Source organism: Pseudomonas sp. PvP100 (assembly GCF_017833055.1).
Classification (GTDB): domain Bacteria; phylum Pseudomonadota; class Gammaproteobacteria; order Pseudomonadales; family Pseudomonadaceae; genus Aquipseudomonas; species Aquipseudomonas syringae.
Genome location: NZ_JAFIBO010000001.1, coordinates 885,141 through 900,978, shown reverse-complemented (window position 1 = coordinate 900,978; position 15,838 = coordinate 885,141). Strand labels below are relative to the sequence as shown.

Sequence of the window (15,838 nt, the reverse complement as noted above, 5' to 3'; positions counted from 1 at the left end):
TCTGCTGCGTACACGGCGCACTTTGTTACAGCTGCGCGTTGCGCGGTGCAGACGGTAACTGATTCAGGCTCATATTCAAGGCCAATACGTTAACCACGGGTGGACCGATCAGCGGACGCTGAGTATTGGCGTCGATCAGCGCCTGCACTTTGTCCAGTGGCAACTGGCGCGCCGCTGCAACACGCCCGGCCTGCCAGGCCACCGCTTCAGGCGAGAGGTGCGGGTCAAGTCCGCTGCCGGAGGTGGTCAGCAAGGCCATTGGTATCGGTTCCTGCGAGACGTTGGCCAGTTTCGCGGCGTCCTCTTTCACGCGTGTCGCCAGCGCCGGGTTGCTCGGCGCGAAGTTACTCGCGCCGCTGGCCACGGTCGCGAATGCGCCAGCCGAGGGGCGCGACTGGAACCACTCATCGCCGGTGAACGACTGGGCGATCAGCGCCGAGCCACGCACCTTGCCCGACGCGTCATACACCAGGCTGCCATTGGCCTGCTCCGGAAACGCCACTTGCGCAACCCCGGTGACCACCAGTGGATAGGCCACGCCGGTGATCAGGCTCATCAACACGATCAGGCTCAAGGCCGGACGCAATACATTGGACATCTGCACATCCTCAATCAGGTGAGGCTGCACGCCGACCGGCGTGCAGCACAGGCTTCAAACAAGGCCGAGTGCGACCAGCAGCATGTCGATCAGCTTGATGCCGATAAACGGCACGACGATGCCGCCCAGGCCGTAGATCAGCAGGTTGCGACGCAGCAGGTGAGCCGCGCTGGCCGCCTGCACACGCACGCCACGCAGGGCCAGCGGGATCAGTACGACGATGATCAGCGCGTTGAAGACGATGGCCGAGACAATCGCGCTCTGCGGGCTGGCCAGCTTCATGACGTTGAGCACACCCAGTTGCGGGTAGATCGAGGCAAACAGCGCGGGCAGCACGGCGAAGTACTTGGCCACGTCGTTGGCAATCGAAAAGGTGGTCAGCGCACCGCGGGTAACCAGCAACTCCTTGCCGATCTGCACCACGTCCAGCAACTTGGTCGGGTCGCTGTCGAGGTCAACCATGTTGGCCGCTTCGCGTGCGGCCTGGGTGCCGTCGTTCATCGCCATGCCGACGTCGGCCTGGGCCAGTGCAGGTGCGTCGTTGGCGCCGTCGCCACACATCGCCACCAAACGACCTTCGCCCTGCTCCTGGCGAATTCGCTCCAGTTTCTTCTCCGGCGTGGCTTCAGCCAGCACGTCGTCGACACCGGCCTCGGCAGCAATCGCTGCGGCAGTCAGCGGGTTGTCGCCGGTGACCATCACGGTCCGGATACCCAGTTTGCGCAGTTCTTCGAAGCGTTCGCGAATGCCTGGCTTGACCACGTCCTTGAGATGGATCGCGCCCAACAACCGACCGTTGGCGCAGACCAGCAGCGGTGTGCCGCCGGTCTTGGCGATCTTTTCGACCTCGCGGGCCAGTACAGGCGGCAGCTCGCTGCGCTGCATGTCGATAAAGGCCAGCAGCGAATCCACCGCGCCCTTGCGGTACACATGGCCCTGGTAATCAACGCCGGACAGACGTGTGTCAGCGCTGAACGGCACAGCCGTCACCGAGCTCAGGGTCGGCTCGTTCATCGGGTGCAGGTTGCGCAGAAACTCGACGATGGATTTGCCTTCTGCCGTGTCGTCGGCCAGCGAGGCCAGCAAAGCACCCTCGCCCAGTTCCTTCGGGGTCACGCCCGGAGCAGCGTAGACGGCGGCGCAGCGACGGTTGCCGAAGGTGATGGTGCCGGTCTTGTCCAGCAGCAGCACATGCACATCGCCTGCGGCTTCCACGGCGCGACCGGACTTGGCGATCACATTGAGGCGCACCAGGCGGTCCATACCGGCAATGCCGATGGCCGACAGCAGGCCGCCAATGGTGGTGGGGATCAGCGTGACCAGCAACGCTACCAGAAACACCAGCGGCAGGCTGCCACCGGAAAAGTGGGCGAACGGCTGCAAGGTGATGACCACCAGCAGGAAGATCAGGGTCAGCCCGATCAGCAGGATATCCAGCGCGACTTCGTTGGGGGTCTTCTGTCGTTTGGCGCCTTCGACCAGCGCGATCATGCGGTCCAGTGTCGACTCACCGGGGTTGGCGCTGATGCGTATCAGCAGCCAGTCGGAGACCAGCCGGGTGTTGCCGGTCACGGCCGAGCGATCGCCACCGGATTCGCGAATCACTGGCGCGGATTCGCCGGTAATCGCAGCCTCGTTGACCGCAGCGATGCCTTCGATGACTTCGCCATCACCGGGAATCATTTCGCCGATCTCGACGCGCACCACATCACCCTTGCGCAACTCGCTGGCATTGATGATGCGCAGGCTGCCGTTGTCGTCCCTGATACGTGCCTTGAGCCCTTCGCTGCCCGCCTTGAGACTGTCGGCGCGGGCCTTGCCGCGGCCTTCGGCCAGCGCTTCGGCGAAGTTGGCGAACAGCACGGTGAACCACAGCCACAGGGCGATCTGTACGCAGACCGAAGTCGGCACCTGCGGGTTGGGGATGACGCACAGCACGGTGGTCAGGATGGCGGTCAGTTCCACCACCAGCATGACCGGCGAACGCTTGAGCTGACGCGGGTCGAGCTTGACGAACGCCTGCACCAGCGCCGGACGCCACAGGGCGGCGATGCCGGTTTTTGCCGATTCGGTGGCCTGCGATTCAGTAGATTTCGCAGCAGCATTTTTTGCAGGATTAATAGGTAAGTTCATGATCGGTTCCTCAGAAACCCAGGCTCAGGTGTTCGGCAATCGGCCCCAGTGCCAGGGTCGGCAGGAAGGTCAAACCACCCACCAGCAGAATCGTGACGGTCAGCAGGGTGACGAACAGCAGGCCATGGGTCGGGAAGCTGTTCTGGCCCTGCGGCGCGGCCTTCTTCATGGCCAGGCTACCGGCCAGGGCCAGCACCGGCAGGATGTAACCGAAGCGGCCGATGAAAATCGCCAGGCTGAGCATCAGGTTGTGGAACACCGTGTTGGCACTGAAACCGCCGAACGCCGAGCCGTTGTTGGCCGTCGCCGAGGTGTAGGCGTACAGCAACTGACTGAAGCCGTGCGGGCCAGGGTTGCTGACGGCACCGGCCGGGCCTGGCAGGCTCGCGGCAATCGCGCCCAGCACCAGTACGCCGACCGGCATCACCAGCAGGGTCGCGACCAGCAGCCGGACTTCCTGCGCTTGCAGCTTCTTGCCCAGGTATTCCGGGGTACGGCCAATCATCAGGCCTGCAAGGAAAACGGCAATCAGTACGTTGAGCAGCATGCCGTTGAGGCCGACACCAACGCCGCCGAAGATCACTTCGCCGACCATCATGTTGACCAGCGCGACCATGCCGGTCAGCGGGTTGAGGCTGTCGTGCATGCCGTTGACCGAGCCGTTGGAGGCCGCAGTGGTAGCGACTGACCACAGCACCGTGCCGGTGGTGCCGAAGCGGGTTTCCTTGCCTTCGAGCGGTGCGGTCTGCTCGACACCGGCGATGTTCAGCGCCGGGTTGGGCTGGTACTCGGCCCACAGCGAGACCGCACCGCCGATCAACAGCAGCGCCAGCATGCAGCCGAGGATTGCGCGGCTCTGGCGCATGTCCTTGACGTAGTGGCCGAAAGTGAACACCAGTGCAGCCGGGATCAACAGGATCGATACCAGCTCGAACAGGTTGCTCCAGGCCGTGGGGTTCTCGAACGGATGCGCCGAGTTGACGCCGAAGAAGCCGCCGCCATTGGTGCCCAGTTGCTTGATGGCGATCTGACTGGCCGCAGGGCCCATGGGCAGGCTTTGGTCAGCGCCTTGCAGGGTCAGTGCGTCGATGTAGTGGCCAAAGTTCTGTGGCACGCCCTGCCAGACCAGAAACACCGCCAGCACGATACTGATCGGCAACAGCCCGTAGAGCGTGGCGCGGGTCATGTCGGCCCAGAAGTTACCCAGGCTCTGCGATGAACGACGACTGATGCCGCGACACAGCGCGACCAGCACTGCCAGGCCGGTCGCCGCGCTGACGAAGTTCTGCACGGTCAGGCCGACCATCTGGCTCAGGTAGCTGAGCGACGCTTCGCCGCTGTAGGCCTGCCAGTTGGTGTTGGCGACAAAACTCATGGTGGTGTTGAAGGCCAGCGACCACTCCATGCCCGGCAATTGCTGCGGGTTGAGCGGCAGCATGCCTTGCAGCATGAGGATGGCGAACAACACGACAAAGCCCGCCAGGTTGAACGCCAGCAAGGCCCAGGCGTATTGCTTCCAGGACTGTTCGGTTTTCGGGTCGACGCCGGAAATCCGGTAGCAGGCCCGCTCGACCGGCCCCAGCACCGGGCTCAGCCATGTGCGCTCGCCTTCCATGACCCGGTAATAGAAACGTCCCAGCCACGGCGCAGGGGCCAGCAGCAGGACCAGAAAGGCCAGGATCAACAGATAATCGTAACTGTGCATGATCACTCCTGACTCTGGTCGGCGCGCAACAGCGCCACCAGCAGATAGATGAACAGCCCGACTCCCATCAACAGAGAGATACCATCCATAACGCTCATTGAAATTTCCCCCATCAGGCACCACCGGTACGGCGAAGGCCGCGTGGGGTGATTGTCCACAGGCAGGGTGTAAAGGCGCGAGATCGACAGGCTGGCCGGGGCGTAAAGAAGCTGTAAAAAAGCGCTACAGCCTTGACGGCGCAAGGCCTTCACGGTCCTGCGGCGCTGTCATTTATGTCAGGTTCGCGTTAGGGGATGCAGGGGTATCGTGGTGCGGCGATCTTCAGGGAAAGGACTTCACCATGCTTCGCGACAATGGAAAACCACCCGGCACCACGCCGCCCTCCCCAGCCCCCCCCGCCACCGTCCAGCTGACTGTCAAGGAACGACAAGTCCTGGAATGGGTGGCGATCGGCAAATCCGCCTGGGAGATATCCCGAATACAAGGGTGCTCGGAAGCGACCGTGCACTTTCATACCAGCAATATCCGCCGCAAGTTCGGGGTGACGTCATTGAAGGCCGCGCTGGTGATGGCGATCAGGCAGGGGGTTATTTTGGTGGAGTGATGCAGACACATAAAAAAACATCAAGATAACAAGCGTGGCTTTAACAGCCACGCTTGTCTGACACAGCTAGTTGAAACTATTAATTGAACCTGCCACCAGGATGAGGTGCTCCAAAGAGCCCTCGTCTTTCACGCCCATGCCCAAGTCCTGCAGCTTCTCGACTTCGATAATTCTCGACAAAGCGAATTTCTTCCATTGCGTCAGCAAACGCTCCGCTGTTAATTTTATTGTTCTTTTCAATTTTAGCACTCAGCCTCTTGGCCGTTTTTCTGGAAGGTCGCGTTATACCCAAACTGCCAACATTGTTTTGTGCATAGTTTCTTGCCAGATTTGCTTGTTGAGACTCAACTCCTGCCTGATAAATCTCATCAACCCCGGACGTGAACCAAGACTGACGCTGTATTCCCTCTTCGACACGAGAGCCTTTTAATCCACTCTTAGCAGAAGTTATTTTTTCTTGGAGAGCTTCTTGAAGAGTCGTAACTCTGCCTGCTTTATCGCTCGCAATTTTATCAAGATTACTCACATCATTACTATCAATAGGATACAAAGCCCTCTTAGGCTTACCCCTTAACAACTTGAGATCTCCTGGAACCTGCTGTGCGAGCGCAGATTTTGTAGTTGCAACCTTACTAAATTTTCTGACAACAGCTTTGTACAATCCAGAAAAAATACCATGCCCCGTCGGATCCACGCTATTCACCGGATCCCCCTCAACATACGCATAAGCATTCACCCCACCCTCGCCAAACGGACTCCAGCTATCAGGACTGTTGAAGCGCATCAACACAGGGCTGTAGGCCCGATAGCCATTACCCAGCATTTGCCAGCCGGTATCCGCCTCGGCCAGTTCGCCGTTGAACCCCAGTCTGCCGTGCGGTGGATTTTCGCCGCTAGCGTGGCCGTAGGCCGTATACCACCTCCGATTGATCCCGTTGGCATCGACTTCACCGAGCACGCTGTCACTGTCGTTGGTGGCAAGCAGCACCGTCCGATCGATCTGCTGTTCGGCCAGCAGGTAGTCGTCGCCACGCATGAAGGTGCTCTGGACATGGCTACCGAGTTGATTAGCCAGCTCCCCGTCACGATAGAAGCGCAGATCCCTGTCCTCCCCGCGGGTCTCCCCTGTCAGTTGGTCCTGGGGGTCATACTGGTAGTGAACGCCGGCTGAGGGCGTGCCTACTTCGATCAGGCGGCCGAGGGGATCGTATTTAAGCGTGCGACCGGCTTCGTCGATGTCCAGATTACCGTCCGGGTCATAGTGGAGTTTGATTTCAGGCGGGTAGTATTCGCCGTTACTGTTCGTTACCCGGCTCAACTGTACGGGGTCGTCACCTTCGTAAAAATACCGGGCGTTGTTGGTGCCGCCATCGAAGCGGGTCGTGACGACCGTCAGGTTGTTCGCGCCATCGAAAGTGAAGTTCTGCGCCAGCAGAGTCCTGCCATAGGGGTCCACCGGCCGCTGAGTGCCCGTGCATTGATATTGAGTCAGGCGGCCGGAGGCATCGTACTTGTAGTTTTCGTCACGGAGTATTTCCGTGCCCTGGCTCAGGGTGCGCTGGACCATGTTATCCACATCGTCATAGACCTGAACCATCTGCTGCTTGACACCATCGAGGTCGAATACACGACTGACTTCCCGTCCCAGATCATCATATTCAAGGCTGATCGCGACGGTTCTCTCGCGGCTGCCGTTGGTCTTGTCGGTGGTGGTGATTTTTGCGAGCCGACCAAAGGCAGTGTCATAGTCGAACGTTGAATACACCTCACCCAGCGAAGTTTCGTAAAGACGACCGCAGTTGTCATAACGATTGACCTGCTCCTGTCCCAGTACATCGGTGTAAGACAGCAACAGGCCCTGTCGGCTGTAGCTGTAAAACATCTCGTAGGCTTTGCCTGCAGAGGTGCGCGTCTCGCTTTTCAGCGAGCCGGTACTGTAATAAGCGCGATCCAGTATCTCGCCCTGCTCCTCGGAATGAATCAGACGGGCGTTCTGCTGATCGTAACTGTAATCGGCGGCCACACCCGGCTCCGCAGTCTTGCCAGGCGCTGGCGTCGTCGCGGACTCTCTCGGCAGACCGGCCTTGCAGGTGGTTTGAGGTTCAGGCTCCGCTTCGGACTGCACCCTGCGCCACGGCTCATCGCCCACCTGGGGCTTGTATTCATAGTCGATTCTCCGCTTGCTGGGCAGAGTTACCGTTTTGGGTTGCAGCAGACCGGGGTCGTAAACAAGCGTACGTTTACGCCCACCGGTGACAGAACTGACCAGACGATCCAGCCCATCGAACTCCTGCTCTCCCAACACAATGCTTTTGCCGTTGTGCTCGATGCCGATACTGACAGGCAAGTCTTCGCTGCTGTAGCTTGCGTAGCTGCGACGCACGATGGCCCGGCTTGGCAATGTGGACTCGATCACCCGATCGAAGACGTCATAGAGATAGGTGGTGCGCCGGCCGCCGTTTGCCACCCCGATAACTTCCTCGACACGGCGGCCAAGACCGTCGTAATGGTACTGGCTCAGACTGACCGAGTTGCCCGCCTGATCCAGGCGCTCACTACGGGTCGGCTGTTCGAACAGGCTCATCCAGGACTCGGTGAACTCGCTCTTGCCGACGCCACCGGCGCCCTCGATCCAGCTACGCTGAATTGGCCCTTGCGATTGCAACGTACCAATGGGGTCGGTCTCTTCGACCGTCTTGACGTTATCCGGCCCGGTGACGGAACGCTGTTCGCCCCAATCGTCGTATTCGAAGAGGCTCTTCAGAGCCAGGTTTTGCTCATCCAGCCAGTCGAATTCGGTTTCGCTGATCATCAGCCCCCATGCGTCATAAACGGCAGCGTAGGTCTGTCGAGGTATGTCGACACGTGCGGGGGTATCTGCGTCATCCCGCTCCTCGTAGATAACCCGGTTGAGGCCATCGAAGTGACTGCAGGTTTTTACCTTCTTGACGTCGATGAGTGTCTGCATGGCCTGATCAGTGGCCTTGGCACATAGGCGATACTCATAACTTCTGGTCGCCTCATAGAGATCATCATCTGGCGCCACGGTTTCACTCAGTACACGGCGCAGACTGTCGTAGACATAACGGATTTCCACGTTGTTGTCGTCGCGATTGAGCAAGGGTTCGCCGTTGAGCAAAGAGTCCTCCAGTGTAATGACCTTCTTCGTGTTATCGAAGCCGGTCACGGTCTGTTTGGTTTGCAACACAGTCTTGCCATAAATCTCGCTGTCAGGGGTGCTGTAGGCATATTCTGTGCTGGTTGCATTCTCACCCATGATCACCCGTTGCAGTTTGAGCCGGCCGTGCAGGCGTGCGTTGTTCGGCTCATTGAAGTATTCATAGGTGGTGAGGCGCTGCTCGTGCTCATCATCAGCGGCCTGCATCAGTAACGTCTCGCTTTGCGGTGCAAGCCATTCCTGCAGCTGACCGCCATCCACCGCAGGCAATGCCAGGTAACGATAACGGGTGATCATGACCGGAGCATCGCCGTAGCCGGATGCCGCCGGAATAACCTGGCTGCTTTTCATCCAGCGCACGAAGCCTTCAGGGTCTGGCGGGCATCCGTCCTCACCGTCGGCCGGATACCACTCACTGACCTCGACCACACCGTTGGCCTGAGTCTGAGTGAGCAGGTTGCCGTGCTTGTCATAGGTGCTGCTGACGACTTCACTGCGCGGCACACTGCCGTCTGATGACAGCCGCCAGGTGGTCTCGACCTCTTTGGGTAACTGACAATAGGCGGGCTGAGTCAAAAAGGGTTGCCCCGGCTCGATGTAGTAGCGAGTGTCCACCTGCATGACCGTAAGGTTCTTGCGCGTGGTTTCTCGAGTAAGCAGGTGAAACTGGTTGAACGTCCGTTCGATGCTGCGCTCGGCGTCAGCCTCGCCTGCAACCTGAACACGCAATGTCTCAGTCGACGAATACTCGTACGGCTCCGCCCCGAGATATCGATACAGATTGTCCAGACCGTTATCTTCCCAAGCGATATCCAGCCCGGCGCCCAGAAAGTTGCGCTGGCGCCCGGCGCTGTCCTGATAGGTGTAATGGACGTCCATTTGTGCCTGACCGAATCCGGGCGTTGTGCGATGACGCGTGACTCGGGGCAAAGGGTCACGTGCCGCCTTGGCAGGAAACTGATGGCCGCTGTCGGTGTAAAAGATCTCCTCCCGACCGCCGACGGGTGTTTCCACCGACGTCATGCACAAATGGTCACGGATCCGACTGTATGCAAAACGCCAGGAGGCCGCATTGTCAGTCGGCAATTCGATACGATTGACACGGTGATCCGATCCGCCCAGCACCATTACAAATGTCGCATACGGTTCCTCGCCAGTGGTCATACGCAGCTTCACCGCTGTCTCTTCGCGGCTGACACCGAGCAATATCTGGCCCGAGTCATCCTTGATTTCGCTGAGCATCTGATGCCCGCCGAAAGAGGTGTAATCCAGTGTGACGCTGTGACCTTCAGGAGCAAGTACGCGCACCGGCAGCGCGACTCTGTTGGTCCCGCTGCCACGCATTTCAAGCCGCTCCACCAGACCCGACTTGTGCATCACCCGGTAGTGGGTCTCGTCCTCCTTGTAAAAGTGAAAGCTGTCGATTTTCTTTTCCGACATCAGCATCTGGCCGTCGCCGGTGCCATCGACCTTGAATGTCTCACCGCTGCTCAGCGATATGATCTGACTACCCGGATCGTACTGCGACAATTGCAGATTCCAGCCCAGACCAAAGCCGCTGTCCTGTCGGTTGAGAGGGTTATAGTGGAGTGCCAGCGGCACGCCCGGGCCACGTAATCCGTTGGTCTTGACGTCGGGCAAGGTAATCGCCACCGTATATTGCCCGGTACGGGGGTCAACGCCGCTCTGTACATAACTCAGAAAGTTGAACGCGTTGGAGTGTACGGAAGTCGATGCTGTCATGATTCATGAACCTCGAACTTTATAGAGTGGATAATCGTCACCCCATGCGGGTGACGATTAACACGTTGGCCTGACAGGTCCGGTGGTGCTGAGGGCTAATCCGATACATCGACACGCACGCAGGACAACTTGCCTTTTATGTTTTCACCTCCGCTATACGCCTTGGTCAAAACAACGCCGCGAGTGATAATGCTTTCGACCGGTTTGCTTCTGAGCTGGTCGATAGAGATCCAGGCTGTTGTAACGGGGTCGATATAGGTTTCGAGTCCAAATACCCAGCCTCCCGGATCATCGCAATCTCTGGACTCCAGGAGTATCTTCATGGCCGAACGCACGTTATCCAGCTTTATAAAACTCATCTGATCGTTTGTGCATTCATGATCACCCTTGTTGAGACGAACCACGTCGTCCTTGGCGACAAACGTGCAGTTCTTGCCGCCGCCATCGGAGGTTTCTGCGAGCATGATGAGACGAACCGGCTCTGCCGGGGGCTTGGGTACGGGCCTGTGGGACGGGACTAACGTACAGCCTGCCAACCCCGCAAGAGCCAGGTACGCGAGGGTTTTATTCAGCGCATTCATGGTGATGACTCCCTGTCAATTTGTTGCGTCAATGCCTCATTGAGGCCGGGTTTCCGAATACAAGGTATGCATGAGGCGGTTGCGCCTGCCGGAGCCGCTGGGCAGAAAACTGATTCGCCGTTTATGGGCATTGCCCTGCTTATCGATCAACAGGACTACCAGTGCACTCGGGGCTGCCAGTGTCCCCATCAACTTGTCGCGGGCGGGATCTCCTTCCGGGATATATGTAAGGCCCCGGAGGCGATGCAGGCTGATAATCAGTTTGCCGGTCTCGAATACGGACGTATCGACGTCAATGTCCAACGTGTGAACGTCCCCCATCACATCCTTGAGCACTTCGTCAAAGCGCACCTTGCTCACATCGCCTTTGACCGCCGGGTCGTCGAAGATAAACCCCGTCCAACTGAACATTACTTCTGCTGCCTGCCTGCTTTCCCAGAGAATGATCGAGGTATTGATCACGTCACTGTCGGGCCTGTAGGGCAGAAACTTCAGCGTCTCGAACTTTACCTCTTGCTGGGTATCGGGGTTAGTGACATTCAGCTTCCAGTAATCGGTGGTATTGAAGTGCATATCGAAAGGATCATCTGGAGAGCCTTCTGGAGGCGGATCAACCGAAGGATCTGTGCCATTGTTATCCAGACGTTTCGGAACGAAGGTGTAATTGCGGGTATCGAACGTGGGCAAACGTCGCGGGTTGATTTCGACCTTGCTGTTAACCTCTTCGTACTGCACCGAGGTCCACCACTTGCCGTTGTCATCCTGAAAGGTCGCATAGAAAACACCGCTGAAACCGGGTTCTGCCCGACTATGCAGGTAGAAGTCCTGGGCGACTGGCCGTGGAACATCCAGACCCGACTCAGCAGCGAAAACGCCAGCCCCGGACAACTCGAAGCGGTTATGTTGTTTACGCACGCGCCAAGCCTGGTCATCACCTTCGGGCATGCCGTCCAGAGTGGGGAACACTGACTCGATGTTTTGTCCGGTGATATCGTCTACCAGACGCATGGAAGCCATTTCGGTGGGGCTCAGCTGGTAATCGACACCGTCCACCGGCATCACCTGGGTCTTGACCTGCAGCCTGAGCTGCTGATAACCGTTGGGGTACAGACTACCCGTCCTTTGGTCACCCGACGACGTGCCGGGGACCATAACGGTGAACATCGACATTTCTTCCCAACGACCTTCGTCGATCACTTCAGACAATTCGATGACGCTATAGCCACACGCAAGAACCACCCCGTTGTTCACCACTTCACAGCTCACCACGCTGCTGGCGACAAGCCTCTGGTCGGGCGGCATGAAAAGCCCTTGCCGATCCACCGTGCCTGGTCCGCCCACCACCTTCCAGCGTCGCTCAAGACCGGGCAGCAGTGCACGGTCATCCTGTAACTGCACCGCCACCGTTGGCCGTGCTCTGGGGACGAAAGCCGGCTCGATGCGCAGCATTTGTTGCCCATTGGCGACAAGCACGGTAGCGATGCCATAATCATTGCCCAACGCCTCGATCTGTTGCACGGCCAGCGCTCTTTTCCCGGACCTGGCGTCCGGACTGAAGAGCGCGCCCTTGTCGGCCTGACTCAACCTGCCAAGCTCAGCACCCAGCAGCGTCCAGCTCACCGGGCTGCCGTCAAGCGTCGAAGCAGCCAGCGAGACCGTTTGCAGCGTAGCCCCTCCCGGAACTACCGTTACACGCGGCACCAACTCCATGCTCCGTGATACCACACTGACCAGCGCCGAGACCTTGACGACAGCGCCTGACTCTTGATAGGCGGCGGTGATCACCACGCGAATCGCGTCATGGCCGATCGCCTCAAGATCCGCTGCCGTGTAAACGCCGCTGGAAGAGATGCTGCCGCTTCCGGCAGCCACGTGGCTTTGAATGCTTAACGCACTCCAACTGGTGGCCGGTATTTCTTCGCCTTGTGAGTTGCGCAGGACGAAACGCTGGGTCTGCCCGGCCGCCAGGGTCGAGAACATTGGCGTAATGCTGGCCTGTGTTGCACGAAGGCTGCCAAACAACAGCAGGTCATGTGCGCGATGCTGCTCAAGCGGTTCAAATACGCGCCCACCGGTGAACTTCAGGATGTCCAGCATCTGCAAGCGTTCACGTTCGATCATCGACAGGGTCTTTTGCGCGAGCATCAACACGGTGCCGTATGCTGGCTGATTGTCTGCCCCGCGATCATCAGGTATCGGATAAACGAAAGCATCTGTCGGCGGAAACAAGCCTTCGCCCTCGCCATCCTGCGCGTGCATGAACAGCATAAGCGCGCCATCACCCGCAGTGTCCGTGTGCGCATCGTTTGAACGCGGCGCGGCGCGGGCAAGAAGCCGCAAGCTGCCTGGAGTCTGAACGTGGTATTGATTGAGCTGTGCCTGCAGCACTGAGAAAACCCGGCGATGAAGTGCGGTCTGCTTGAGCTCCTGAGCAAAAAAATCTGCCAGTCGCTGATTGATCACAGCATCGATGCCCCCCAGATTACAGGTAACGCCCGCCCCGCCCGCCAGATCGAGCAGCACATGGCCCTCCTCGCCCACGAAGAGGTCAACCGTCATCGCCAGCCTGAAGCCCATCGGCTCGCTGATGATGAAGCTGCCGGACACGGTGGTCGCGCTTCCCTGCGGCTGATGCAGGCCGCTGTAGCGGCCAGACACGATACGCATCGTGACCAGAACACTGCTGTAGCCCGGCGACTCAGGCAGAAACGACAGGACCGGCACACCCAGTTCGACCTGCTTCAGACGAACAGTGTCGCCTTGTCGCTCATCCACAACGATGTCGCCGGTGAACAACGGCAAGAAGTCCAGCTCCTGATAGCGCTCAATGTATTGCTGTTCCATATGCCGGTTGAGATCGCTGCGACTGACCGCTGCGACGCCTCCCCAGCCCTGGGTCAAAGCACCGGCACCGGCGCGCTGCACAATACCGCTCAATGAACGAGGCATTGCAGTGCCCGCCGTACCCAACGCTGGCTGCCCGGTCAGTGCCTGCAGCACCCCGGTCGAGTCACTCAATGGCAGCGGCAGAATCAGGTGCCCGGCCATCATGCCAAGTGTGTCATCGAAAAGTTCTGCGAACACGACAACGAAGCGCTCAGGTGCGTTGGCATCACTGCTGTACACACCCTCGGGATCTATCCAGCCCGGCCCGCTCCAACTCCAGGTAACCGGGAGGACTCTGCCGTTGACGACGACTTTCAGCTCGGCACGCTGATCGTTGACGCTAACCAGCGTGATGGGCAGCATCGGTGAGTGGCGAAGAACCAGTACCTGGATTGACTGGGTGTGCTGATCGTCGCTGACCGTTATTGTGTCCAGAACATAGGTATTCCCAGCGCCCCCTGGGCCGGCGATGTAAAACTTCTCATGCGGCGCATCGATGCCATCCTCGAGCGTCCCGCTTTGTCCGGGCACCGGATCGACCACGGTCCATTTCAGGGGAGTTGTGCGCGAACTGCGTGCTGAGAGCGCTATCCGTTCACCGTAATTACACACCTGAATCAACGGGCTGACGCTGACGCTGCTGGCCATCACCGTCAACAATGCCGTACTGCAATGTCCGGACACCGGGTCAGTTGCCTTGATCAATACGCGTTGAAAACCCTGCCTCACGGGCAGCGCTGCAGGAGCCGTATACATGCCTTGCGTATCAATTTCTCCCGGACCTTCAGTATCGCCGTCCGCTGCATTCGTCCGGGACCAGATGAGGCCTTCGCGCGCAGGCCGGGTGGTAAATTGCAGCGTTTCTCCCGTGCCGATCATTGCCTTTTGTTCGGCGATATTGAATGTGGACGCACCGGGTTCAATACGACCGAACACGGCCAGGTCATAAGGCAGACTTTTGAGTAAAGGGTGCAGTGCTTGCTCGTCAGGCAATATCCAGCCGCCCAGAAAACGCTCGGCGCCGGTTGCATCCAGGGTGTTGCTCAACCCTTGCAACAGTGCGTGTTTGACGGTGTAGGCCACGAAACCGTTGATCTGCTCCAGTTCCCCGGCACTCAGGTTGTCCAGCGTTCCCGGAACGGCGCTGACTTCATGATCGAACAGATAAGGCGCATAAAGTTGCCCTTCCATTGCCTGATCATCTGACTCACTTTCAATCAGATGAAACTCATGCTTGAGGCTGATGTTGAACGTAGCGTTGTGCGATTGCCATTGATCGCTGTCCAGCGCCCTGTAGCGAAAGCCCAGCGTGCAGGGGAATTCCCAGGTCTGCATGGTCTGGGTGTACTCGAAATCAATGGTCAGGGGATGCTGGGTGTTGAAGGCCTGAACACTGAAAGGCTCCGATTCGAAGACATAGTCCGCACTTCGATAGTCTCCAGCAGGAACTGCAAACGTGCCGGCCCGGGCGACCATCCGCTGCAGCGGTTTATCCTCCGAAACGATGAAGCTGAAGTCGGGTGCCTGGAGCATTTGCATCACCGCATGGCCAAAGGCAGCACGGTGCAACGCGTGGGAGGAAAACACGGCGGTCGCCGAATACGAAAGCTGAGCATCGTTGGGAATCAGGTAACGGAAGTCGGACTCGTCACCCGGAATCCCGCCACTGACGCCGTACTCCATGGTCGTGAACAGTAACAAGGCGCCTTTTTTATGCACCGATGTGGCATCGGAGCTTTCAAGCTGTGAGCGCACATCAATTCTGCGTACGTTAAGCAATTCGTTGCTCTGCTCGTTGAAAATGCCCAACCTGAACAGCTGCTGCGGATTTTCCGGGTTGATCAACCAACCCTGAAAAAACTCGCCTACCTTGCTTTGTTCGGTAGTCCCGCCCGGAAAATCCAGCGTAAGGTTTTCAGCCAGACCAAGATCCACAACCAGATCCGCGCTCTGACTGCTCATTTGCAGATCAAAATCCAGGTGCGGCGCGTTCAGCGGATCGTAGGTAGCGATTCTGTGAACATTGTGCTGTCCTTGAACGTTCTCCAGCACGGTATGCAAACCGGCGATTACTGAAATGCGCCAGGCCAGCTGGGAATGCTCCAGCGCACTGTGTTTGAACGACAAGGTTGGCGCACCGAGAACACAGCCCGAGAAAAAGTGAGAGTCATGCGTATCGGGAATCGCGATACTTCCATCCGGCACCGGACGCGACAGCCCCTGAGCCACACTCTTCTGGTAAAGGTGGTCAAGCAGCTCGTTGACCTTGTCGCCATCCAGCGCAATGATCGCGTCCCAACCTCTCAGACGCGTGGTATTTTTCATCCATGCCAGCAGACTTTCCGCTGAATAACCAGCCATGACATCACCTCCTGTGATGTAGATAAACATAAGACCGGCTTACGCTCGG

General features: G+C 58.5%; 8 protein-coding genes. 1 reads left to right on the top strand and 7 read right to left on the bottom strand.

Annotated elements, in window-relative coordinates:
• Nucleotides 1-25: 25 nt before the first annotated feature.
• Genes kdpC through kdpF form a run of 4 tightly spaced genes read right to left on the bottom strand, consistent with a single transcriptional unit; the run spans nucleotide 26 to nucleotide 4,534 of the window.
• Nucleotides 26-598 carry a potassium-transporting ATPase subunit KdpC gene (kdpC, locus tag JOE39_RS03820; RefSeq protein WP_003394661.1) on the bottom strand — a complete coding sequence of 191 codons (573 nt, stop codon included), beginning with the start codon at nucleotides 596-598 and terminating at the stop codon, nucleotides 26-28.
• 54 nt (nucleotides 599-652) lie between these two features.
• Complete coding sequence (gene kdpB, locus JOE39_RS03815; RefSeq protein WP_046266406.1) at nucleotides 653-2,731, bottom strand: potassium-transporting ATPase subunit KdpB; 2,079 nt, start codon at nucleotides 2,729-2,731, stop codon at nucleotides 653-655.
• 10 nt (nucleotides 2,732-2,741) lie between these two features.
• The gene (gene kdpA / locus JOE39_RS03810) at nucleotides 2,742-4,436 is read right to left on the bottom strand and encodes a potassium-transporting ATPase subunit KdpA (RefSeq protein ID WP_024665644.1); all 1,695 of its coding nucleotides are present in this window, start codon (nucleotides 4,434-4,436) and stop codon (nucleotides 2,742-2,744) included.
• A 2-nt stretch (nucleotides 4,437-4,438) separates the two neighbouring features.
• Nucleotides 4,439-4,534: a K(+)-transporting ATPase subunit F gene (kdpF, locus tag JOE39_RS03805; RefSeq protein ID WP_003406089.1), complete on the bottom strand. Its 96-nt coding sequence runs from the start codon at nucleotides 4,532-4,534 to the stop codon at nucleotides 4,439-4,441.
• A gap of 242 nt (nucleotides 4,535-4,776) precedes the next feature.
• On the opposite strand from kdpF, the gene JOE39_RS03800 reads away from it, so the two are divergent.
• Nucleotides 4,777-5,040: a helix-turn-helix domain-containing protein gene (locus JOE39_RS03800; protein ID WP_003316599.1), complete on the top strand. Its 264-nt coding sequence runs from the start codon at nucleotides 4,777-4,779 to the stop codon at nucleotides 5,038-5,040.
• Nucleotides 5,041-5,119: 79 nt separating this feature from the next.
• Here JOE39_RS03800 and JOE39_RS03795 read toward each other — a convergent pair whose 3' ends face one another.
• The 3 genes from JOE39_RS03795 to JOE39_RS03785 all read right to left on the bottom strand — a co-directional run bounded on the left by JOE39_RS03795 (nucleotide 5,120) and on the right by JOE39_RS03785 (nucleotide 15,789).
• Nucleotides 5,120-9,961 carry an RHS repeat-associated core domain-containing protein gene (locus JOE39_RS03795; RefSeq protein ID WP_245227468.1) on the bottom strand — a complete coding sequence of 1,614 codons (4,842 nt, stop codon included), beginning with the start codon at nucleotides 9,959-9,961 and terminating at the stop codon, nucleotides 5,120-5,122.
• A gap of 95 nt (nucleotides 9,962-10,056) precedes the next feature.
• On the bottom strand, nucleotides 10,057-10,542 hold the full coding sequence (locus JOE39_RS03790; protein WP_003394655.1) for a hypothetical protein: 486 nt from the start codon (nucleotides 10,540-10,542) through the stop codon (nucleotides 10,057-10,059).
• A gap of 36 nt (nucleotides 10,543-10,578) precedes the next feature.
• Nucleotides 10,579-15,789, bottom strand: coding sequence for an imidazole glycerol phosphate synthase (locus JOE39_RS03785; RefSeq protein WP_210077872.1), 5,211 nt, complete (start codon nucleotides 15,787-15,789; stop codon nucleotides 10,579-10,581).
• Nucleotides 15,790-15,838 lie beyond the last annotated feature (49 nt).

Bases quoted from the DNA above. Each gene is read 5' to 3' on its own strand.
- kdpC (WP_003394661.1), bottom strand. From the start codon at position 598: ATGTCCAATGTATTGCGTCCGGCCTTGAGCCTGATCGTGTTGATGAGC.
- kdpB (WP_046266406.1), bottom strand. From the start codon at position 2,731: ATGAACTTACCTATTAATCCTGCAAAAAATGCTGCTGCGAAATCTACT.
- kdpA (WP_024665644.1), bottom strand. From the start codon at position 4,436: ATGCACAGTTACGATTATCTGTTGATCCTGGCCTTTCTGGTCCTGCTG.
- kdpF (WP_003406089.1), bottom strand. From the start codon at position 4,534: ATGAGCGTTATGGATGGTATCTCTCTGTTGATGGGAGTCGGGCTGTTC.
- JOE39_RS03800 (WP_003316599.1), top strand. From the start codon at position 4,777: ATGCTTCGCGACAATGGAAAACCACCCGGCACCACGCCGCCCTCCCCA.
- JOE39_RS03795 (WP_245227468.1), bottom strand. From the start codon at position 9,961: ATGACAGCATCGACTTCCGTACACTCCAACGCGTTCAACTTTCTGAGT.
- JOE39_RS03790 (WP_003394655.1), bottom strand. From the start codon at position 10,542: ATGAATGCGCTGAATAAAACCCTCGCGTACCTGGCTCTTGCGGGGTTG.
- JOE39_RS03785 (WP_210077872.1), bottom strand. From the start codon at position 15,789: ATGGCTGGTTATTCAGCGGAAAGTCTGCTGGCATGGATGAAAAATACC.